18 protein-coding genes and 1 pseudogene are annotated in these 21,200 nt (G+C 64.3%); 15 read left to right on the top strand and 4 right to left on the bottom strand.

The window, feature by feature from the left end; all coding sequences use genetic code 11:
* Positions 1–30 precede the first annotated feature (30 nt).
* Positions 31–1,164: a dipeptidase gene (locus ACPPVV_RS10400; protein WP_426699817.1), complete on the bottom strand. Its 1,134-nt coding sequence runs from the start codon at positions 1,162–1,164 to the stop codon at positions 31–33.
* Positions 1,165–1,310: 146 nt separating this feature from the next.
* On the opposite strand from ACPPVV_RS10400, the gene ACPPVV_RS10395 reads away from it, so the two are divergent.
* The 3 genes from ACPPVV_RS10395 to ACPPVV_RS10385 all read left to right on the top strand — a co-directional run bounded on the left by ACPPVV_RS10395 (position 1,311) and on the right by ACPPVV_RS10385 (position 3,254).
* Complete coding sequence (locus ACPPVV_RS10395; RefSeq protein ID WP_426699816.1) at positions 1,311–2,015, top strand: glutathione S-transferase N-terminal domain-containing protein; 705 nt, start codon at positions 1,311–1,313, stop codon at positions 2,013–2,015.
* A 91-nt stretch (positions 2,016–2,106) separates the two neighbouring features.
* Complete coding sequence (locus ACPPVV_RS10390; RefSeq protein ID WP_426699815.1) at positions 2,107–2,256, top strand: hypothetical protein; 150 nt, start codon at positions 2,107–2,109, stop codon at positions 2,254–2,256.
* 134 nt (positions 2,257–2,390) lie between these two features.
* Complete coding sequence (locus tag ACPPVV_RS10385; protein ID WP_426699814.1) at positions 2,391–3,254, top strand: methyltransferase domain-containing protein; 864 nt, start codon at positions 2,391–2,393, stop codon at positions 3,252–3,254.
* A 51-nt stretch (positions 3,255–3,305) separates the two neighbouring features.
* On the opposite strand, the pseudogene ACPPVV_RS10380 reads toward ACPPVV_RS10385, so the two are convergent.
* Positions 3,306–5,510: pseudogene (locus ACPPVV_RS10380) on the bottom strand (penicillin acylase family protein).
* A gap of 79 nt (positions 5,511–5,589) precedes the next feature.
* Here ACPPVV_RS10380 and ACPPVV_RS10375 point away from each other — a divergent pair.
* The 3 genes from ACPPVV_RS10375 (at position 5,590) to ACPPVV_RS10365 (ending at position 9,780) form a co-directional block, all read left to right on the top strand.
* Positions 5,590–6,159, top strand: a complete 570-nt coding sequence (locus ACPPVV_RS10375; protein WP_426699813.1) for a hypothetical protein — start codon at positions 5,590–5,592, stop codon at positions 6,157–6,159.
* Positions 6,160–6,185: 26 nt separating this feature from the next.
* Positions 6,186–6,962, top strand: coding sequence for a TenA family transcriptional regulator (locus tag ACPPVV_RS10370; RefSeq protein WP_426699812.1), 777 nt, complete (start codon positions 6,186–6,188; stop codon positions 6,960–6,962).
* 64 nt (positions 6,963–7,026) lie between these two features.
* Entirely contained in the window at positions 7,027–9,780 is a 2,754-nt protein-coding gene (locus ACPPVV_RS10365; RefSeq protein WP_426699811.1) for a putative bifunctional diguanylate cyclase/phosphodiesterase, read from the top strand.
* Positions 9,781–9,813: 33 nt separating this feature from the next.
* On the opposite strand, the gene ACPPVV_RS10360 is transcribed toward ACPPVV_RS10365, so the two are convergent.
* On the bottom strand, positions 9,814–11,613 hold the full coding sequence (locus ACPPVV_RS10360) for a M24 family metallopeptidase (RefSeq protein ID WP_426699810.1): 1,800 nt from the start codon (positions 11,611–11,613) through the stop codon (positions 9,814–9,816).
* A 144-nt stretch (positions 11,614–11,757) separates the two neighbouring features.
* Here ACPPVV_RS10360 and ACPPVV_RS10355 point away from each other — a divergent pair, with 144 nt between their 5' ends.
* From ACPPVV_RS10355 to truD, 8 genes are all read left to right on the top strand, one after another.
* On the top strand, positions 11,758–13,428 hold the full coding sequence (locus ACPPVV_RS10355) for a CTP synthase (RefSeq protein WP_426699809.1): 1,671 nt from the start codon (positions 11,758–11,760) through the stop codon (positions 13,426–13,428).
* A complete protein-coding gene (gene kdsA, locus ACPPVV_RS10350; protein ID WP_426699808.1) occupies positions 13,425–14,258 on the top strand; it encodes a 3-deoxy-8-phosphooctulonate synthase in 834 nt (277 codons plus the stop codon). The genes ACPPVV_RS10355 and kdsA overlap by 4 nt, the downstream gene beginning before the upstream one ends.
* Positions 14,259–14,383: 125 nt before the next feature.
* Positions 14,384–15,682, top strand: coding sequence for a phosphopyruvate hydratase (gene eno, locus ACPPVV_RS10345; protein WP_426699807.1), 1,299 nt, complete (start codon positions 14,384–14,386; stop codon positions 15,680–15,682).
* An 18-nt stretch (positions 15,683–15,700) separates the two neighbouring features.
* On the top strand, positions 15,701–16,039 hold the full coding sequence (gene ftsB / locus ACPPVV_RS10340) for a cell division protein FtsB (protein ID WP_426699806.1): 339 nt from the start codon (positions 15,701–15,703) through the stop codon (positions 16,037–16,039).
* The gene (ispD, locus tag ACPPVV_RS10335) at positions 16,036–16,734 is read left to right on the top strand and encodes a 2-C-methyl-D-erythritol 4-phosphate cytidylyltransferase (protein ID WP_426699805.1); all 699 of its coding nucleotides are present in this window, start codon (positions 16,036–16,038) and stop codon (positions 16,732–16,734) included. The genes ftsB and ispD overlap by 4 nt, the downstream gene beginning before the upstream one ends.
* Positions 16,731–17,204 carry a 2-C-methyl-D-erythritol 2,4-cyclodiphosphate synthase gene (gene ispF, locus ACPPVV_RS10330; protein WP_426699804.1) on the top strand — a complete coding sequence of 158 codons (474 nt, stop codon included), beginning with the start codon at positions 16,731–16,733 and terminating at the stop codon, positions 17,202–17,204. Before ispD ends, ispF begins: the two co-directional genes overlap by 4 nt.
* Entirely contained in the window at positions 17,201–18,595 is a 1,395-nt protein-coding gene (gene mgtE, locus ACPPVV_RS10325) for a magnesium transporter (protein WP_426699803.1), read from the top strand. The genes ispF and mgtE overlap by 4 nt, the downstream gene beginning before the upstream one ends.
* A 40-nt stretch (positions 18,596–18,635) precedes the next feature.
* A complete protein-coding gene (gene truD, locus ACPPVV_RS10320; protein WP_426699802.1) occupies positions 18,636–19,664 on the top strand; it encodes a tRNA pseudouridine(13) synthase TruD in 1,029 nt (342 codons plus the stop codon).
* 31 nt (positions 19,665–19,695) lie between these two features.
* Here the strand turns inward: truD and ACPPVV_RS10315 are convergent, their stop codons facing one another.
* A complete protein-coding gene (locus ACPPVV_RS10315) occupies positions 19,696–20,241 on the bottom strand; it encodes a Smr/MutS family protein (protein ID WP_426699801.1) in 546 nt (181 codons plus the stop codon).
* A 159-nt stretch (positions 20,242–20,400) separates the two neighbouring features.
* Here ACPPVV_RS10315 and surE point away from each other — a divergent pair, with 159 nt between their 5' ends.
* The gene (gene surE / locus ACPPVV_RS10310) at positions 20,401–21,198 is read left to right on the top strand and encodes a 5'/3'-nucleotidase SurE (RefSeq protein WP_426699800.1); all 798 of its coding nucleotides are present in this window, start codon (positions 20,401–20,403) and stop codon (positions 21,196–21,198) included.
* Positions 21,199–21,200: the final 2 nt, after the last annotated feature.

The following is a 21,200-nucleotide window of genomic DNA, read 5'->3' as shown; positions in this document are numbered from 1 at the left end:
TCGGCTGGTTGCTTCGGTGCCGACGAATCCTCAGGCCTGGTCCTTCGTCTGTGCAACCCAGGTGTCCGCGAACACCCGCGCGAAATTCGTACCCAGCACTTTTTCGGCGATGCGCGCCGGATACCCGTGCCTGAGCAGCGCGTCGGCGATGATTTCGCAGCGATCGGCCCGATTCAGCCCCATCACATAAGGCGGCCGTTCCTCGCCCGGTGCGCCGATGCCTGCGGCCTTGCGGGCGGCGACTACCTGATCGTAGAACGCCATGTTTTGCGGTGATGTATCGAAGCCGGTGAGCACGGCGTCACTGCCGATGCCGACATGGTCTTCGCCACAGACGGCCAATGCGTGAAGCATGTGCGCCATATAGTCTGCCAGCGTCTGCTGCGCCGGGCCGGCGGTCAGGTAGGGCAGGCCGTAAATGCCGACCACGCCGCCACTGCCGGCGACCGCGCGCAGCTCGGCATCGATCTTGTTGCGTGGGTGCGGATGAACTGCCGCGCAGCCGCCGTGGGTGATCAGCACCGGACGGGACGAGGCATGCACGGCTTGCAGGGTCGACATCACATCGGCGTGGCTGAGGTCGATGGAAACGCCCTGTGCATTCATTTCCGCGATGGCGGCATGACCAAGTGTGGTCAGGCCGCGCGATGCCCGGGGCGCCAGGACACCCGATGCGAACGGGCTGGCCAGGTTGTACGACAGTTGCATCACGCGCACACCCAGCTGGCTGAACTCGTCGATCCGATCGAGGTTGCTTTGCAGCATCTCCACGGCTTCGAACGAAAAGATGATGCCGATCCTGCCACTGCGCTTGGCCAGCGCGATGTCGGTGGCGCGGCGGATCGGCATGAACAGTTCGGGATAACGCGCGATCATGCCGCGGCAATCGTCCAGTTCCTTGAGCGTGTCGGCGTAGTTGCCGCCGGATCCGCCAATGGTCATCTTGAAGACGGTCAGGCCCGATGCGCGGATGCCGGCCTGCGCTTCCGATGAAAGCGGTTCGGCGGGATCATTGGCAAGCTGCAGGTTGCCATCGATGACGATGGCCTTGCGGTAGAGCTGAGCCGCGGCATCAGTCATCTCACGCTCACCCGCATGGGCGGCAAGCGACGGCGCGGCGGCCAGCCACGCCAGGGTCTTGAGGAAAACGCGTCGGTCGAACATGTCATCCCTTGAGCGAGGCCGGGAACCGCGGCGAGTTGCCAGTAACCGCTATTCTCGGCTGGCTTTCATGTGCCGATAGTGACGCGCGGACCATCCTGCAGCTTGGCTGTGCGAGCATTCAGCCTCCCCACGTCAAGGAACATGCGATGTCCGTTCTATCCGACTTCCCCATTGCCACCCGTTGGCCGGCCCTGCATCCCGAGCGCATCCAGCTCTATTCGCTCAACACGCCGAACGGAGTGAAGGCATCGATCATGCTGGAGGAGACCGGGTTGCCCTACGAGGCGCATCTTGTCGACATCATGAAGGACGAGAGCCATACGCCCGAATTCCTGGCGCTGAATCCGAATGGCAAGATCCCGGCGATCATCGATCCGGATGGTCCGGGTGGCGAACCGCTGGCTTTGTTCGAATCCGGTGCGATCCTGCAGTATCTGGCGGACAAGACCGGCCAGTTCATCCCGGCCGATGCGGCACGGCGCTGGGAAACCATCCAGTGGGTGTATTTCCAGATGGCGTCGATCGGGCCGATGTTTGGCCAGGTGGGTTTCTTCAACAAGTTCGCCGGCAAGAGTTATGAAGACAAGCGCCCGCTGCAGCGCTACGTCGACGAAGCGAAGCGGCTGCTTGGCGTGCTCGACACCCGTCTGGACGGCCGCCGCTGGATCATGGGCGACGACTACACCATCGCCGACATCGCCACGCTCGGCTGGGTCAACAACTTGATCACGTTTTACGAAGCGCGGGAACTGGTGGCGTATGACGGCTTCGCCCATGTCGTTGCATGGCTCGATCGGGGCCTGGCCAGGCCGGCGGTGCAGCTTGGCCTGAAGATTCCAGGTCGCGGTTGATTCCCCGGTGTCTGCGTCATGCAAGCGTTGCCCGTTCGATCACTTTTCCGTGACGACAACAGGGTGAGGGTGGCTGGCGGAGGTCGTCACCATGATCCGGAAACTGAAATCGGGCGAATACAGGCTCTATTCGCGCAAGAAGGATCCCGACACGAACAAGCGCCGCAACCTGGGTACATTCAAGACGCGCGAGGCGGCGGAAAAGCACGAGCGCGACGTGCAGTACTTCAAGCGGCATTGAAGAAACCCGGGACATCCTGACGGTCGGCGGAGCAATTCTTTCGACCCGGACTATTCCACGCCACCCCTGCGTAGCCGACGGCGTGCGTCACCGGCGCTATCATCGATCGTTTCGTGTGGATGGGTGGTAGCTGGATGACGAATGCGCAACGCGAGTTGATCGAAGCCTTGGAGCAGGATCAGTCGCTGGCTGAGCCGCATCGGCTGCGCCAGCGTGTGGAAGCGCTCGATCGCCTCGAGGCCTGTTTTCCCGATGAGCCGGACGCTGACGCCAGCGCGTTGGCGCGCCGGGCCAGGGCGATCCGGACGCGGTTGGAAGCGGTGAATCACGGGCTCTGCCAGGTCATCCGGCGCGAGATTCGGCTAGGCGCCGGACGCAGCGCGCTATTGCCATGGCGGCCTGTATCCGATCAGGGCGGACACACGCCGGGTCCGGCGAATGGTGAGGGTTACGATTATCTGGACGAGCTGGTCGCCGGGGTGCTGCAATTCGAGCCCTCCGACGAGGCAGTGGCCGAACTGGCAGCCGAGATGGTGTTCTACCAGCCGACGCCGGCACGCCATGCCTTCGACCTGATCGAGCGCCTGGCGCTCGAGCGGCAAGACGTTCTGATCGATCTTGGCTCGGGCCTGGGGCACGTACCCTTGCTGGCGGCCATCTGCACGGATGCGCGCTGCATAGGCATCGAGCTGGAGGTGGTCTACGTCGAAGGCGCGCGACGGAGCGCCGAGGCGCTGAATCTGGCCAACGTGACGTTCATTCGTCAGGATGCACGGGCTGCCGATCTTTCCAGTGGCACCGTTTTCTATCTGTACACACCGTTCACGGGTACGGTCCTGCGCACGGTGCTGGACGCGTTGCAGCAGGAGGCTGCCAATCGCGAGATCAGGATCTGCAGTTACGGACCATGCACCTCGACCCTCGCCGGCGAGCGCTGGCTGCAGAGCGCGCAGTCGCCGGAAAACGATCGGATAGCGATATTCCACTCACGCCGTTGAAGCGCCTCGACAGCCATGCGGTGCCGGCGACGCGCGCGCATGGATGTGGCATCACCCACCCGGGTGATAGACGCGTTCGGTATGTCCCTTCAACTGCTCGGGCCAGTAGTAGACGGTACGCAGGTTGCCGGTGGTGTAGCGTTCGGCTTCGTCGTTGAAGTGCTTCGACTGCGGATGACCACTCTCGCCGCCAGCGGTGATCGCACGGGCGCTGACCCGGGGACCGAACTCCACCACTGCGACGAAGCTGTTGCCGCTGGTACCGTAGTAACGCTTCGTGCCCGGCCAGCGGTGCGCGCCGAACGAGGCCAGCGAGCCCCAGCGTGACGATACGAACGGCACCGGGATGCTCGGCTTGGCATCGTCGAACGGCTGCACGATGTCGCCGTTGATGCGCTGGAAGCGATTGATCTCGCCCCATGGCACGCCCCAGCTGCCGAAGTCTTTCGTCAACCGGCCGGAGGCTTCGGACAGCGCCTGCAGGCGTGCCTTCGCACCGGCCTGGTCGGCCATGTAGTCGTAGATCGACAGGCCCTCGGCGGTATCCGCCTTGCTGGCCTGGTCCCACAGCGTGTCACCCCAGTACACCGCCAGCGAGGTCGGTATCGAGGCGATGCCCCAGCGATAGTCCCAACCGCGCAGCAGCGCGATCTGGCCTTTCAGGCTGGACTTGAGCGGGTCGCTGGCGGGCAGCGCGTCGTAGTCGGCGATCAGGATCGGCAGCTGCCGCGCGAACGCAGGCAGGTACGAGTCGAACGCCTTGGTGATCAGCGAAGCCATCGTGACATCGTGCGCGCCGGTCAGCAGGCTGGTGGCGTGGATGCCGCGCGGGTTTTCGCCGAAAGTATCCATGTAGCGCGGGTAGTCCGCGCGCTTGGGGCTGTACTTGCCGGCGGCGGAATAGGGCCAGTCATTGGTATTGAAGGCCCAACCGTTCGGTGGGTCGACGACGTGGGGCGCCTTGTCCAGTGGCAGCAGGCCGTGCCAGTCGGTGGCCGGATCGCTGCCGTCGACGGGTTTCGTATAGTCGAAGCGGTCGTCGCGCTTGGGGATGAACTGTGGATGCAGATAGGCGATCTCGCCCTTGTCGTCCGCGAAAAGCGTGTTGTTGGACGAGTTGGCCTTGAGCTCGGCGACCTTCATGTAGCTGGCGTAGTCATGGGCCTTGGTGCGCAGCCAGCTTTGTTCGAGTGCCTCCATCGGCTTGTTCATCAACGCCGTGGCGATCCATTTGCCGTCGGCCTCTCGCACGATCGGTCCGCGATGGGTGAAATAGGCGGTGAAGCTGCGCGACGCCATCGAGCCATCCTTCGCGCGGTAGGGCACACGGATCACGCGCGTGGTGACCGGGCGCAGTTCCTTGCCGTAGCGATAGAACAGTTTGCCGTCTTTGTGCACGATCGTCTCGGCGAATTCATCGACCACGTCGGCACCGGTCGAGGTGTGCATCCAGCCGATATGGTGGTTGAAGCCCTGGTAGACGAAGAACTGGCCCCAGGTGACCGCACCATAGGCGTCGAGCCCGGCATCGCTCGACATCTGCAGTTCCGAGCGGAAAAAGAACGAGGTATGCGGGTTGATCAGCAGCAACGCGTGGCCGTCGGCGGTGAGCTTCGGCGCGATTGCGATGCCGTTCGATCCGGTCGGCTCGGCCCAGCTCGCCGGTGGTTCGACCTGCGCGGTGACGGGCCGGTCGTGCGCGTAGAACGTTTCGAGCTGCTTCAGCGACACCCGCTCGATGTCGCCGCCGATGCTGCCTTCGCTGAAGCTCAGCGCCATCCACGGTTCGAAGTGTGTGATCACCCGAGGGTGCACGTCCGGATGCGTGGCGAGGTAGTAGTTCAGTCCGTCAGCCCAGCTGTTCATCAGTGCCTGCAGCCAGGCCGGGCTTTTGCCGTAGAGTGCCTGCAATTCGACCGGATCGATGAACAGCTTCATCCGCAGGTCCTGCTAGATCGCACGCTCGCCCTCGGCCTCGGCGAGACGACCCATCGCGTTGAGGTAGTTCGTCTCGACGCGGTTGAAGTCATCCTCGGCCTGGGCGTAAGCCATGCCGAATACGGCGTCGGCGTCGGTCTTGCCATGCACATGGGCAATGCCCCAGTCGTCGCGGGTGATCGTGACGGCTTGCGCCTGGTGCTGCCAGCGCGCCGGGTCCGGGGTGCTGGCCTGCGCGATGGTGCCGAAGGCAAGCAGGGTGGCCATTGGCAGCACGCGTCTCAGGCTGAAGGCGCGCTTCGAGGTGTGTGTGGACATCGGTTTTCGGCCCCAGTGATCAGGATGTCGCTTTCCGTTAGCGAACGGACGACTCGGCAACACTAGGTGCCCATGCAAGATGAGCGCAAGCGATCATGCCGGCCACGCGCGTCCCTGGGGCCGGATGCGCGCTGCAACATCCCATGGCGAGGTCGGCGGAAACGCCCGTGCGTCGTCGCTGGAATGGCTGGCCAGCGTGGGCGAGGGCATGGTGATGCGCGCGCCGTTCCACTACGACGATGGCGGCAGTATCTGCATCGGGCAGGGCACGTTCCTCGACTTCAATGGCGTCCATGTCGACGCTCGCGACCTGACCGCGCCGAAGACATTCGTCGAAGGCTTCGGCACGAGCCGGTGTCGCGTGATCGAGGGGCATACAGGCCACGCATGCCACGAGAACGGTGCACGTGGTACATCCCCTCCTTCGGTCTGCCCCGGCAGGGCTACCCTGCATCGACAGGGTGTGACGACCTGGCCTCGCGCCGCAAATCGGGATGTGGGCGCGCCACCGGCCAGGCAGGATGGAATCAGCGCGATAGGCCATGGCGGATGGCCACGAACTCAGGAATTTCGGCATTGCACCGCGATGCCGGGTAAGGCCGGCGGCAGGCACTTCCTGCGCCGGCGTAGCGAAGCAGTAACCCACTGAAGCCGTCCAAATCCTAGGAGAACTCCATGCATACCTCTTTCGACCGTACCGGTCCCCTGAACGAATTGACCAGCTACCCGCAGTGGGCGCAGGACATGGTTGCCGATTGTGCAAGCACCCGGCAGCGTGTTCTGGACCACGATATCTGGCGCATGATGACCGCACTGCAGCTTGATCACGAGTCCACCCGCAATTTCATGATGGGCCTGTGGCCGTTCATCGAACGGTTTCCGAGTTTCATGGCTCTGAACCTTCTGAAGACCCGCTACGGCCGCAGTCCGGGTGACGACAAGGCCCGGCGCTGGCTGGTGCGCAACATCCGGGTCGAGCAGAATCACGCCGAGTACTGGCTCAACTGGGCCGAGGGCGCCGGGGTGTCGCGCGAGGACCTGTTGCACGGCACCACCCCGCACGGCACCGATGGGCTGGCCCGCTGGTGCGAGGAGATCAGCGCGCGCGGCAGCCTGGCTGCCGGCATGGTGGCCACCAACTACGCCATCGAAGGGGTTACCGGTGACTGGTCGCACATGATCTATTCGAGCGCGACGTACCGGGAGAGTTTCGATCCGTCGATCCGGGCGTCCAGCCTGCGCTGGCTGCACCTGCATGCCGATTACGATGACGTTCACCCATGGGAGGCGTTGGATATAGTCTGTACCCTGATGGGCGAGGCACCCGCGGCCGACGACGTGGCGCATCTGGCCGAGTGCATCAAGCGCAGCTACATGAGCATGATCCTGCTGGGTGACCGTTGTATCCGGACGTGTCGCGACTTGTGGGTAGCGAAAGAAGCCGCAGCTTGAAGGAAGTCTCGGCGCAAACTGGAGCCATGGAAGACAGCTGCATCATCAACCGTAAAGGCTGGCAATGGATTTCATCGGCAACAGTTTGCAGAGACCCCTGACGCGGCGCCTGCTGCCGCTGGCCTATGCGCTGGCGGTGGCGATTGCGTTGATCATGGCGCTGACATGGGGCGTGTTGCAGGTCCAGCTCACTCTCGCCGGTTTCCTCAACAGCGAGAGTGTCTGGTCCAAGGCCCAGAAGCAGGCCGTGATCGATCTCGACAACTACGCGAGCAAGGGCGAGGCCGCCGATCTGGCGGCCTTCCAGAACCACCAGGGGCTGCTCGAATCCGACCGGTTCGGGCGCGACGCGATCATCTCCGGCCATTACAGCAAGGACGAGATCGCACAGGTATTCAAGCGCGGCAACATCATCCCGGCGGCGCAACCGGGCATGATTTTCATACTGGAGTATTTCTCGAATACGCCGCATATGCGCGAAGCGCTCGCGGCATGGCGTTCCACCGATGCGCCGATCGCCGAACTCGGCGGCATCGCGGTCGAGCTGCACGATGGCTATCGCGCCGGCGGGCCGGCCGCGTCCGAGGTGGCGCGGCAACGCGCGCGCATCAGGACATTGAACACGTACATGGAGCCGCGCACCGACCTGTTCTCGATCGAGATCGTGAAAGGAGCGGTGTGGCTGGGCAAGCTATTGTTCTGGGGCGTGCTGGGCGCGTTCCTGATCGCTGCGTTGCTGTGGGTTCGCATGGCACGCCGAATCCTGGAAAGTATTCGCGGCAGCGAGGAGCGCTACCGGTTGCTGTTCGACAGCGCGGCCGATGCGATCGTGATGGTCGACGAGACCAGTGGGCGAATTCTGGACGTCAACCGCACCACATCGGCGTGGACCGGCCGCAGCGCGGATGAGCTGATCGGGGACCGCTTCGTACACCTGTTCGCGCAATCCATCGGCGGCCAGGAGGCGGGTCGCGCATCCACCAATGCGTTGCTCGGCGCCGGCGGCATCCGACCGGTCGAAACGCAGACCAGCCTCGCCAACTGGGGCCGTCTGCCGGTACGCCAGGCGATCATCCGCGATATCTCCGAACGGTTGGCGATGGAACAGGAGCGCCGGATCGCCGCCGAGGCGCTGGCCAGCATCGCCGAAGGCGTCATCATCGCCGACTCCGAACGGAAGGTGATTTCGACCAATGCTGCGCATACCGAACTCACCGGGTTCAGCAGTCTTGCTCTGCAAGGCAAGCCGCTGGATGCGAATCGCCGGATGCCCGACGGCAAGCCGTTGCCACAATCGCTGTGGGACAGCGTCGCCGCCGGACGCAACTGGCTGGGCGAGGTGCAAAGCACGCGAAGCGATGGCAGCAGCTACCCCGAACATCTGAGCATCAGCACCATCCGCAATGCGGAAAATCAGGTCGTCCATTACGTGGCGGTGTTCACCGACATCCATGAGGCGAAGGCCAATCAGCATCGCCTGGAACACCTTGCGCGGCATGATCCGTTGACAGGCCTGGTCAATCGCGCGGAGTTCGAACGGCGCTGCTCCGAAGCCATTGCCGTGGCCGAGCGCGAGCGGCTGGCGGTAGTCGTGCTGTTCATCGACCTGGATGCCTTCAAGATCGTCAACGACAGCTACAGCCATGCGATCGGCGACCGCCTGCTGGTCAAGGTCGGCGAGCGCATCCGCCAGCAGTTGTCCGAAGGAGACGTGGCGGGGCGCATCGGAGGCGACGAATTCACCGTGATGATTCCCCGGCTGATCCTGCGCGAGGATGCCAGGGCGATCGTCAACCGCCTGCTCACCTCACTGTCGGAGCCATTCCTGCTCGAGGAATACGAAATCGTGCTCAGCGCCAGTATCGGCGTTGCCGGTTATCCGCTGGATGGCGATAACGCCTCGGTGATGATCGCGAATGCGGATGCCGCCATGTACGCGGCCAAGACCGAGGAGCGCAACGCGTTCCGTTTCTACACGCCGATGATGCACGCCGACACCCGTCGCCGCCTGCAACTGGCCAGCGAACTGCGCCAGGCGCTGGTGCGCAATGAATTCCAGCTGGTGTTTCAGCCCAGCATCGAATTGCGCACGGGGCGCATCGTGGCGGTGGAGGCGTTGCTGCGCTGGCAACATCCGGAACGGGGCGAAATATTGCCCGCCGAATTCATCCCGGTGGCCGAAGGTCTGGGCCTGATCCGGCGCATCGACGAATGGGTCATGCAGGCCACGTGCGCACAGATCCAGGCCTGGGACCTGGCCGGCGTGCCGCCGATCCGCGTGGCGGTCAACATCTCGGCCCGCTGGTTTGGCCACCCTGCCTTCGTCGATGGTGTGAGCAGGGCGCTGCATTCGAGGCAACTGACTGCGCAGCGATTGTTGCTGGAGATCACCGAAAGCGCGATGCTGCGGCTGGGTGACGACACCGAACGCACGATGCGCACCCTGCACACGCTGGGTATCGCCGTGGCCATCGACGATTTCGGCACCGGCTATTCCTCGATGGCCTACCTCAAGCTGCCGGCCGTGTCCTATCTGAAGATCGATCGTTCTTTCGTTACCGGTCTGCCCGGCAACACGAACGATGCGGCGATCACCGAAGCGATGCTGGCGATGGCGAAGAGCCTGGGGCTGATCACGATCGCCGAGGGTATCGAGACCGAGGCGCAGCACGATTTCCTGCTACGCGCCGGTTGTGTCGAAGGGCAGGGTTATCTGTATTCGTATCCGCTCAAGTCCGACGACATCCAGCACCTGCTGTGCCCGAACCAGCCGCCGGTTCCCGCCAAACTGCGGCTGGTGCCACCGAAACGTACCTGAGCGCGTCGCCTGACGCAGGTTTGGAGCAATCGCCTAGAGCGGTGCGCAATGGCGATTCAGCCATTCCAGGTCGGCATCTTCCAGCAACGGGCTGAGCGCGGCCCGCACAGCGGCGTGGTAGTCGTCGAGCCAGCCACGTTCTTCCGGATTGAGCAGGCCGGGCTCCAGCGCGCGGCGGTCGAACGGACACAATGTCAACGTTTCGAACGCGTAGAACTCGCCGAACTCGGTCCGGTCCGCCTCGACCACGACGGCGAGATTCTCGTGGCGGATACCGTGCCGCCCCGGCTTGTACAGGCCCGGTTCGATCGACGTGATCATGCCCGGCTCCAGCGCCACCAGCGCAGCGCCAACCACCGGTGGACGGATCGACTGCGGACCTTCATGCACGTTGAGGAAGTAGCCCACGCCGTGGCCGGTGCCGTGGCCGTAGTCCATGCCCGAAGCCCATAGCGGCGCACGCGCCAGCGCATCGAGTTGCGGGCCGCTGGCACCTTTCGGGAAACGCGCACGGGACAGCCCGATCATGCCTTTCATCACCAGGGTGGCGTCGCGGCGCTGTTCCGGCGTGGTCTCGCCCAGCGCCAGGACGCGGGTGATGTCGGTGGTGCCGCCCAGGTATTGTCCACCGGAATCGACCAACAGCAGGCCCTTCGCCTGCAGCGTGCTGTGGGATTCCGGCGTGGCGCGGTAATGCGGCAGCGCGCCGTTGGCCTGATAACCGGCGATGGTGGCGAAACTCTCGCCGACGTAGCCGGGTTGGGCCGAACGTTCCTCATACAGCAGGGTGTCGACGTCGAGTTCGGTGAGTGTCATGCCGGCGGCCAGACGCTGTTCGAGCCGGCGGAAACCACGCACCAGCGCGGCGCCGTCGCGGCGCATGACGTCGCGGATGTGATCGAGCTCGGCGGGGCTCTTCACTGCCTTGAACGCGGTGCTGGGGTTTGCCGCCTCGATCCGGGTGACCGTGGACCCGATCGCTGCGGCAATCGAGCTGACCACGCGGCCGCTGTCCAGAAGCAGCCGGTCGGCATGGCCCAGCTCCTGTAAGGTCGAGGTGATCGAGGCGTAGTCGGCAATGCCGATGCCGTCGGCGGCGAGCGCGGCGATCAGCGCATCGTTGAGTTTGCTGCGACTGACGAACAGCGTGGCCCGGCCATCCGCTTGCACCAGCAGATGAGCCAGGAACACCGGATTGCACTCGACATCACTGCCGCGCAAGTTGGTCAGCCAGGCGATGTCATCGAGGCTGGATACCAGGTGATGGCTGGCGTCCAGCTTGTACATCGCCTTGCGCAGGCGGGCGAACTTGTCCGCAGGCGTGATGCAGGCGTAGGCGGGTTCATGCTCGATCACCGGCGCCTGCGGCAGCGCCGGGCGGTCCGTCCAGATCGCGCCGGGCAGGTCGAGGTCGGTACGCACGGTGGCACCGGCATTGGCCAGCCGGCGTTCGATCTGTCCTCGGGTGGTCACCGCCACGCTGTCGCCCGCCACGGCCAGCACGTCACCTTCTTGCAGATGTTGTTGCAGCCAGTCCAGGTGCTCGGGGGTATGCGGCACGCGCAGTTTCATCAGGCTTATGCCCGTGCCGGCCAGTTGTTGCTCGGCTTGCGAGAAATAGCGCGAGTCCGTCCACAACCCCGCCTGGTCGCGCCCCACGATCAGGGTGCCGGCCGAACCGGTGAAGCCGGACAACCATTCCCGCGCGGCCCAATGCGCGGGCAGGTACTCCGACAGGTGCGGATCGGCGCTGGGAACCAGCACGGCGGCGACACCATGCTGCTGCATGGCCGCGCGCAAGGCGGCAAGACGGGCGGGGATGGGGTTGTTCATCCGGTCATGCTAGCAGGCGGCCGGAGGCGTTTTCATCGGGCGCGGGCGGCCCGGAAATGAACCGGCCGCGACGAATTCTCGATTGCATCTCGCAGTGCGACGGTTCTGCAGCTAAAATGCCAATTTCCAGCACGGCTGCTTTCCATGACCCCCCTGATTTTCGTCACCGGCGGTGTGGTGTCCTCGCTTGGCAAGGGCATTGCTGCGGCGTCGCTCGCTTCCATCCTCGAAGCGCGCGGGCTCTCGGTCACCATGATGAAGCTCGATCCCTATATCAATGTGGATCCGGGCACGATGAGTCCCTTCCAGCACGGCGAGGTCTACGTGACCGATGACGGCGCGGAGACCGACCTCGACCTCGGCCACTACGAGCGCTTCGTGCACACCCGCCTGACCGGCAAGAACTCGATCACCACCGGCAAGATCTACGAGAGCGTGATCCGCAAGGAGCGCCGCGGCGATTATCTCGGCGCCACCGTGCAGGTGATCCCGCACATCACCGACGAGATCAAGCACTGCATCCACGAGGCCACCCGAGGTTTCGACGTGGCGCTGGTGGAGATCGGCGGCACGGTGGGCGACATCGAGTCGCTGCCGTTTCTGGAAGCGATTCGCCAACTGCGTGTCGAGCAGGGACCGGAAAAAGTGGTGTTCATGCACCTGACGCTGGTGCCGTTCATCAAGGCCGCCGGCGAGATCAAGACCAAGCCGACCCAGCACTCGGTGAAGGAGTTGCGTTCGATCGGTATCCAGCCGGACATCCTGCTGTGCCGCTGCGAGGAACCGTTGCCTGAGGCCGAACGCCGCAAGATCGCCCTGTTCACCAACGTGCCCGAGGCCGCCGTGATCAGCGCGGCGGATGTCGACGTGATCTACAAGATGCCGCTGTGGCTGCACAGCCAGGGGCTCGACAACATCGTGGTAAAGCGGCTCGGCCTGGATGCTGGTCCGGCGGACCTGTCCAGCTGGCAGCGCACGGTCGACGCCGTGGAGCATCCGAAGGACGAGATCACCGTGGCCATCGTCGGCAAGTATGTCGAACACAAGGATGCCTACAAGTCGTTGGGCGAGGCTTTGCGCCACGGTGGCATCACGCAGCAGACACGCGTGAACCTGGACTGGATCGACTCCGAGCAGGTGGAGGCCGACGGCGCCGCCAAGGTGCTCGGCAAGGCGAATGCGATCCTGGTGCCGGGCGGTTTCGGCAAGCGTGGTTTCGAGGGCAAGGTACTGGCCGCGAAATACGCGCGTGAACACGGCGTACCGTACTTCGGCATCTGCTACGGCATGCACGCCGCAGTGGTGGATTTCGCCCGTAACGTGGCCGATCTGGCCGATGCCGATTCCAGCGAGAACGACCGCAATACACCCAACCCGGTGATCGGCCTGATCACCGAGTGGACCACCGCCAGTGGTGAAGTCGAGCAGCGCACCGACCGTTCCGACCTGGGCGGCACCATGCGTCTGGGCTCGCAGGAGTGTCGCCTAAAGGCAGGCACGCTGGCGCGTGAGCTGTACGGACATGACGTGGTGCGCGAGCGCCATCGCCATCGTTATGAGTTCAACAACCGCTACCGGCAGTCGTTCGAGGACCAGGGCCTGGTGATTTCCGGCAAGTCGATGGACGATCTGCTGGTGGAAATGGTCGAGCTGCCGCAACAGCAGCATCCATGGTTCCTCGCCTGCCAGGCGCACCCGGAGTTCACCTCCACCCCGCGTGACGGCCATCCGCTGTTCATCGGTTTCGTGCATGCCGCGCGCGAGTTCAAGGCCGTGCACAAGGGGCCGCAACTGGCACAGGAGTCGGTGGCATGAAGCTTTGCGGATTCGAGATCGGGCTGGACCAGCCACTGTTCATGATCGCCGGCCCCTGCGTGGTGGAGTCCGAGCAGTTGCAGCTGGACACCGCCGGCACGCTGAAGGAAATCACTGATCGACTCGGCATCCATTTCATCTTCAAGTCCAGCTTCGACAAGGCCAACCGTTCCTCCGGTGAAAGCTTTCGCGGGCCCGGGCTGGAAGAAGGCCTGCGCATCCTTGGCGAGGTAAAGCGCCAGATCGGCGTGCCGGTGCTGACCGATGTGCACGAATACACCCCGATGGACGAGGTGGCCTCGGTGGTCGACGTGCTGCAGACCCCGGCGTTCTTGTGCCGGCAGACCGACTTCATCCAGAAGGTGGCGCGCGCCGGCAAGCCGGTGAACATCAAGAAAGGCCAGTTTCTGGCGCCGTGGGACATGAAACACGTGGTGGCCAAAGCCAAGGCCGTCGGCAACGACGACATCATGGTGTGCGAGCGCGGCGCCAGCTTCGGCTACAACAACCTGGTGTCGGACATGCGCTCGCTCAGCGTGATGCGCGAGACCGGCTGTCCGGTGGTGTTCGACGCCACCCATTCGGTGCAGTTGCCGGGCGGGCAGGGCGCCAGCTCCGGCGGCCAGCGCGAGTTCGTGCCGGTGTTGGCGCGCGCGGCGGTGGCCGTAGGCATTGCGGGCCTGTTCGCCGAGACGCATCCCGATCCCAGCAAGGCCCTGTCCGACGGCCCTAACGCGTGGCCACTGGGCAAGATGGAGGCGCTGCTGGAAACCCTGCTGGAGCTGGATGCCGTGACCAAGCGACATCATTTCCTCGAACAAGACGTGTAACCACCATCTAGATTCCGTAGGAGCCCGCTTGCGGGCGATGCTCTTTCTTCGGCTATCCAGAGCAAGAGCACCGCCCGCAAGCAGGCTCCTGCGGTAAATATCCAAACTACTGACGACGGATAACCATGACCACGACGATCACCCGCATCCACGCCCGTGAAATCCTCGACTCGCGCGGCAACCCCACGCTGGAGGCCGAAGTTACCCTGGCCGACGGTGGTTTCGGTCGCGCCGCGGTGCCGAGCGGCGCCTCCACCGGTTCGCGCGAGGCGGTTGAGCTGCGTGATGGCGACAAGTCGCGCTACGGCGGCAAGGGTGTGAGGAACGCGGTGGCGAACGTCAACGGTGCGATTGCCGAGACGCTGAAGGGTTTCGATGCGGCTGACCAGAAGGGCCTGGACGCCAGGCTCATCGCGCTGGACGGTACGCCGAACAAGGGCAAGCTGGGCGCGAACGCGCTGCTCGGCGTGTCGATGGCGGCGGCCCATGCAGTAGCCGCGTCGCGTGGCGAACCGCTCTGGAGCTATCTCTCGAACGGCAAGCCCGGTGCGTTGCCGGTGCCGATGATGAACATCATCAACGGTGGCGCGCACGCCGACAACAACGTCGACGTGCAGGAATTCATGGTGCTTCCGGTCGGCATGCCGACGTTTGCCGAGGCGCTGCGCGCTGGCGCGGAGATCTTTCATGCGCTGAAGAGCGTGTTGCACGGCCGTGGCCTCAGCACGGCAGTGGGCGACGAAGGCGGCTTCGCACCGAACCTGCGTTCCAATGTCGAGGCCATCGACACGATTCTCGAAGCGATCGGCAAGACCGGCTACAAGGTCGGCAGCGAGATCCTGATCGGCCTGGATGCAGCCAGCTCGGAGTTCTACAAGAACGGCAAGTACGATCTGGCCGGCGAAGGCAAACAGTACAGCTCCGCCGAGTTCGTCGACCTGCTGGCCGGCTGGGCGAAGCAGTATCCGATCGTCACCATCGAAGACGGCATGGCCGAAGGCGACTGGGACGGCTGGAAGCTCCTCACCGACGCGATCGGCGAGCGCGTGCAGGTCGTCGGCGACGACCTGTTCGTGACCAACCCGGCGATCTTCCGCGAAGGCATCGAGAAGCACATCGCCAACTCGATCCTGATCAAGGTAAATCAGATCGGCACACTGTCCGAGACACTCGAAGCGATCGCAATGGCCGACGCAGCGAAATACTCCGCGGTGATCTCGCACCGCTCCGGTGAGACTGAGGACACCACCATCGCCGACATCGCGGTGGCCACCACGGCGACCCAGATCAAGACCGGCTCGCTGTGCCGCAGCGATCGGGTGGCGAAGTACAACCAGTTGCTGCGTATCGAGGAGCAGTTGGGTGCCGCTGCGCGTTATGCCGGCCGCGATGCTTTCCCCAACCTTGTCCGCCTGCCCGGCTGAGCGGGGATATCGCCTGCCATGTTGCGCTGGATCGCCCTGGTTCTGATCCTGCTGCTGATCGGACTGCAGCTGAAGCTGTGGTCCGGCAACGGTGGCATGCGTGAAGTGGACAGCCTGCGCGTGGCCGTGAAGAAACAAACCGACGACAACGCCAGGCTCCTGCAGCGCAACCAGGCGGTCGGCGCCGATGTGCTCGACCTCAAGCATGGCGACCAGGCCGTCGAAGCGCGTGCACGTACCGAGCTGGGGTTGATCAAGCCCGGCGAAGTTTTTTACCAGGTCGTCGAGCAGCCTGCCGTGGCCGGCAGTGTCTCGCCACCGCCACCACCGCCCGCCGCGCCTGCCGGTTCACCATGAGTCTGACCACGGTGTGGTGCGTGGTGCCGGCGGCGGGGCGAGGTACCCGTGTCGGTGGGGATTGCCCCAAACAATATCTGCCGCTGGCTGGCCGGCCCTTGATCGAGCACACGCTGGAACGGCTTGCAGCGCATCCACGCATTGGCGGTTTGCTGGTCGTGCTGGGCGCCGGTGATACGCATTGGCCTGGTGTCGACACGCTCAACGGCAAACCGGTGTCGACCGTGATCGGTGGGGCGGAACGCAGTGATTCGGTGCTGGCCGGGGTCGATGCGTTGCCTGTCACAGTAGGCGCGGATGATTTCGTGCTGGTGCATGACGCCGCGCGACCTTGCGTGCGTCTGGCCGATATCGGCAAGCTGATCGACCTGGCCGGTGCGCTGGACGGCGGTTTGCTGGGAGCGCCGTTGCGCGACACACTCAAATATGCGGACGTGACGGGGCGCAGTGAACGGACCGAACCGCGCGACCGCCGCTGGCGCGCCTTCACGCCGCAGATGTTTCGCCGTGGTCAACTGTCGGCGGCGTTGCGTGAAGCGGCGCGACGTGGTGTGAATGTCAGCGACGAGGCGATGGCGATGGAGCTGGCCGGCTTCAGGCCGCTGCTGGTCGAAGGCGCTGAGGACAACATCAAGGTGACGACGACAGCGGATTTCGCGCTGGCCGAGTTCCTGCTTGCGAGGACGGCAACATGAGAATCGGCCAGGGTTTCGATGTGCATGCATTTGGCGAGGGCGACCACGTCACCCTCGGCGGCGTGCGCGTGCCACATCGTCGTGGCGTCGTGGCGCATTCGGACGGCGACGTGGTGATCCATGCGTTGTGCGACGCGATCTTCGGCGCGCTGGCGCTGGGTGACATAGGTACGCATTTCCCGCCATCGGACGAGCGCTGGCGCGACGCCGACAGCCGTCAGTTCCTGCGCCATGCGGCGATGCTGATGACGCAGCATGGTTATGCGCTGGGCAATGCCGATGTCACGGTGATCGCCGAGTCGCCCAAAGTGGGCCCCCATGCACAGGCCATGCGGGAGAACCTTGCCGCGGACCTGGACAGCGAGATCGGCCGCATCAGCGTCAAAGCCACCACCACTGAAAAACTCGGCTTCTGCGGCCGGGGCGAAGGGATTGCCGCGCAGGCGTGCGTCCTGCTGGAGCGCGCGTGACGGAAGTAGAAGCCCGCGGCGCCAGCAACCGGTTGCACGACCAACTGGAAGCCATCGTCGGCGTACTGCGCCGGCATGACGACGAAAACCCGCTGTCGGCCGAGTCGCAACTCGAATTGCGCGAGCAACTGGACGAACTGCATCCGGCCGACATCGCGTTCATCCTCGAATCGCTGCCATTGGACGAGCGCCTTGCCGTCTGGCAGCTGGTCAAGGCGGACCGCGACGGCGAGATCCTGCTGGAAGTGTCCGATGCGGTGCGCGAATCGCTGATCGCGGACATGGACCGGCACGAGATCCTCGCCGCGGTCGAGCCGCTGGACGCCGACGAACTGGCCGACCTGGTCGACGACCTGCCGACCGCGATGCTGCCGGAGCTGATGGCGAGCCTGGATTCGCAGCAACGCGAACAGGTGCAGTCCGCGCTGTCCTACGAGGACGATCAGCTCGGTGCGTTGATGGACTTCGAGATGGTCACGATCCGCGAGGACGTGAGTCTGGAAGTCGTGTTGCGCTACCTGCGCCGCTGGGAAGAGTTGCCGGCGCAGACCGACAAGCTGTTCGTGATCAACCACGACAACCTGCTTACCGGCGTGCTGCCGCTGCACTGGCTGCTGGTGAATTCGCCGGAGAAGATGGTCAGCGCGGTGATGGCACCGGACGTCAACACCTTCCATCCCACGGATGACGCGTACGACGTGGCACAGGCGTTCGAACGCTACGACCTGGTTACTGCGCCGGTGGTCGACGGGCGTGGCCATCTCATCGGCCGCATCACGATCGATGCCATGGTCGACGTGATCCGCGAGGAAGGCGAAAACGAGGCGCTGAGCCGCGGTGGCCTGCGCGAGGAAGAAGACATCTTCGCCTCGGTATGGGCATCGTTGAAGAACCGCTGGTCTTGGCTTGCGATCAACCTGGTCACCGCGTTCGTTGCTTCGCGTGTGATCGGCCTGTTCGAGGATTCGATCCAGAAGCTGGTGGCGCTGGCCACGTTGATGCCGATCGTGGCCGGCATTGGCGGCAATTCAGGCAACCAGACCATCACGATGATCGTGCGGGCACTGGCGTTGAACCAGATCACCGCCGAAAGCGCCAAGCGTTTGTGGCGCAAGGAACTGACCGTATCGTTGCTCAACGGATTGTTGTGGGGTGGCGTCATCGGCATCGTCGCGTGGCTGCTGTACGACAGCATGTCGCTCGGTCTGGTGATGACGGCGGCGATGACGTTGAACCTGCTGTTGGCGGCGTTTGCCGGTGTGGGCATCCCGGTGCTGATGACGAAGTTCGGTCGCGACCCGGCGCTGGGTTCAAGCGTGCTGATCACTGCGATGACGGACAGCGGCGGCTTTTTCATTTTCCTGGGGCTGGCGACCATTTTCCTGGTCTGACCGGATTTCCACCGAATGCCGGCGCGACCGGCGGAGCATCATGTCCCACTCCGAACCTGTCCATGCCCCGTTGCCATGGGCCTACGGCGCGCCGCCATTGCAGGCGCGTCTGCGCAGCACGCCGGAAGATTTCCTGGTCGAGGAAATGCTCGGCTATGACGCGGAGGGCGCGGGCGAGCATGTCTTGTTGTGGGTCGAAAAACGTGGCGCGAATACCGATTGGGTCGCGCGCGAACTGGCCAAGTTCGCCGGTGTCCCGCCGGTCGCGGTCGGCTACGCGGGTATGAAGGATCGCCATGCGGTGACCCGTCAGACGTTCTCGGTGCAGCTTGCTGGCAAGCCTGATCCGGACTGGTCGACATTTCCGCATGCGGAAGTGAACGTGCTGGCGGCGACGCGGCATTCGCGCAAACTGAAGCGCGGCGCGCTGCGCGGCAACCGCTTCGTGCTGATGTTGCGCGAGGTGAACGGTGACCGCTCGACGGCCGAGCAGGTGCTGCAACAGATCGCTGCGCGCGGCGTGCCGAACTATTACGGCGAACAACGCTTCGGCCGAGAGGGTGGCAACGTGGAACAAGCGCGGGCGATGTTCGGCGGGCGGCGGGTCGATCGTGAAAAGCGTTCCTTGCTGCTGTCGGCTGCGCGATCGCACATGTTCAACAGCGTGCTGGCGGCGCGGGTCGAACGTGGTGCCTGGGACACTCCGCTGAATGGCGAAATCTGGTCGTTGGCCGGATCGCGTTCGTGGTTCGGCCCCGAACTGTTCAACGACGCGCTGGCCGAACGGCTGGCGCGCGCCGACATCCATCCGTCCGGCCCGTTGTGGGGGCAGGGCGAGCCACCCAGTCAGGACGAGGCCGGGGCGCTGGAGCGTGAGGTCGGCGCTGCCAACAGCGATCTCGTCGCCGGATTGGCTGCCGCGCGGATGGACCAGGAACGCCGCCCGTTGCGGCTGCTGCCGAAGGATCTGCGGTGGCACTGGCAGGGCGACGACGCACTGGAACTTTCCTTCGAGCTGCCCGCCGGTGCGTATGCGACGGTGGTGGTGCGCGAGCTGGCCAAGGTCTAGAAGCACGCCACCTTGGCTTGGCAGGACAGTGTCAGCCTTTCAGCAGCACCACCACGGCGCCGGTGCCACCCATTGCCGGGCGCGCCGAAGCAAACGCGATCACGTCGTCACGTCGGCGCAGCATGCGGTCGGTAAGACCTTTCAGTACCGGCCCGGCGGCTTTCGAGCGCAGCCCCTTGCCGTGCACAATGCGCACGCAGCGTCGGCCATGCTGCCTCGCCTCGGCCAGGAAGGCGACGATGCTTGCTTGCGCCGCTGCTGCATTCATCTGGTGCAGGTCGATGTCGTCCTGCACGCTGAACTGGCCACGCTTGAGTTGACGCAACAGCTTCGGCGGATAGCCATCGCGCAGAAAGCTCAGCTCCTCGCCAACCTCGAGCAGGGCGGGGTCGAACGTCATGTCCAGCAATTCCCCCGGCACGGCCGCTTCGTCGGCATCCAGCATGTGCGGATGCGGTGCCGGTTTCGCCGCGGCCGGTGGCGGCGACACCGGATCGAGCTGCCGCACGTCGCCAATCGCCTCGCGGAACAGACGGCTGTCGTCATCGTTGATCGGAACAGGTGGGCGGCGCTTCATGCGCACATGCTAACCAAAGCCGCTGTTACGGTCGCGGATGCGTGCTGCGTGAGCGGTTCCAAGTGAAACCGCCAGCACGCTCCGGTAGACTTCCCGCAATGGGATGCGCGCTGTCGCGAAACAACAGGCGCATCCGCAGTCAGCTTTCGACGGAGCATCATGCGAGTTCTGGTCAGTAACGATGATGGCGTGGATGCACCGGGCATCCGCGTGCTTGCCGAATGTCTCGGCGACGTGGCCGAGGTAACCGTGGTGGCGCCCGACCGCGATCGCTCCGGCGCCAGCAATTCGCTCACTCTCGATGCGCCATTGCGCGTGCTGCCGATGGGCAACCGCTATTACCGGGTGGCAGGTACGCCCACCGATTGCGTGCATCTGGCATTGGCTGGCCTTCTGGATGACGAACCGGACATGGTGGTGTCCGGTATCAACAATTCGGCCAACCTCGGCGACGACGTGATCTATTCCGGCACGGTGTCGGCGGCGATGGAAGGGCGTTTCCTCGGCCTGCCGGCGATCGCGGTTTCGCTGGTCAGCCAGGACCACAAGGGCGAGTACTACGACTCGGCGGCGAAAGCGGTTTTGCTGCTGATGCAGCGGTTGCTGATTGACCCGCTGCCCGCGGACACGATTCTCAATGTCAACGTGCCGGATCGGCCGTGGTCGGAGATTGAAGGTTTCGAGGTGACACGGTTGGGCCGGCGCCATCGTTCCGCGCCATGCATCGAGCAGACCGATCCGCGCGGACGACCGATCTGGTGGATCGGGCCGGCCGGCGAGGTGGACGATGCCGGCCCCGGCACCGACTTTGACGCCGTACAGCGTGGTTTTGTTTCCGTCACGCCGATCCATGTCGACCTGACCCGTTTCCAGGCGCTGGAGAAAGTCAGCAGCTGGATGCAGCCGTTGAGCGACGAAATGGCGATGGGCCGTAACGGCAATGATGAGGCCGCCTGAAC

Source organism: Rhodanobacter sp. Col0626, from assembly GCF_049994385.1.
GTDB lineage: Bacteria > Pseudomonadota > Gammaproteobacteria > Xanthomonadales > Rhodanobacteraceae > Rhodanobacter.
The sequence above is the reverse complement of the archived record's forward strand: the minus strand, read 5'-3'. Positions and strand labels throughout refer to the sequence as shown.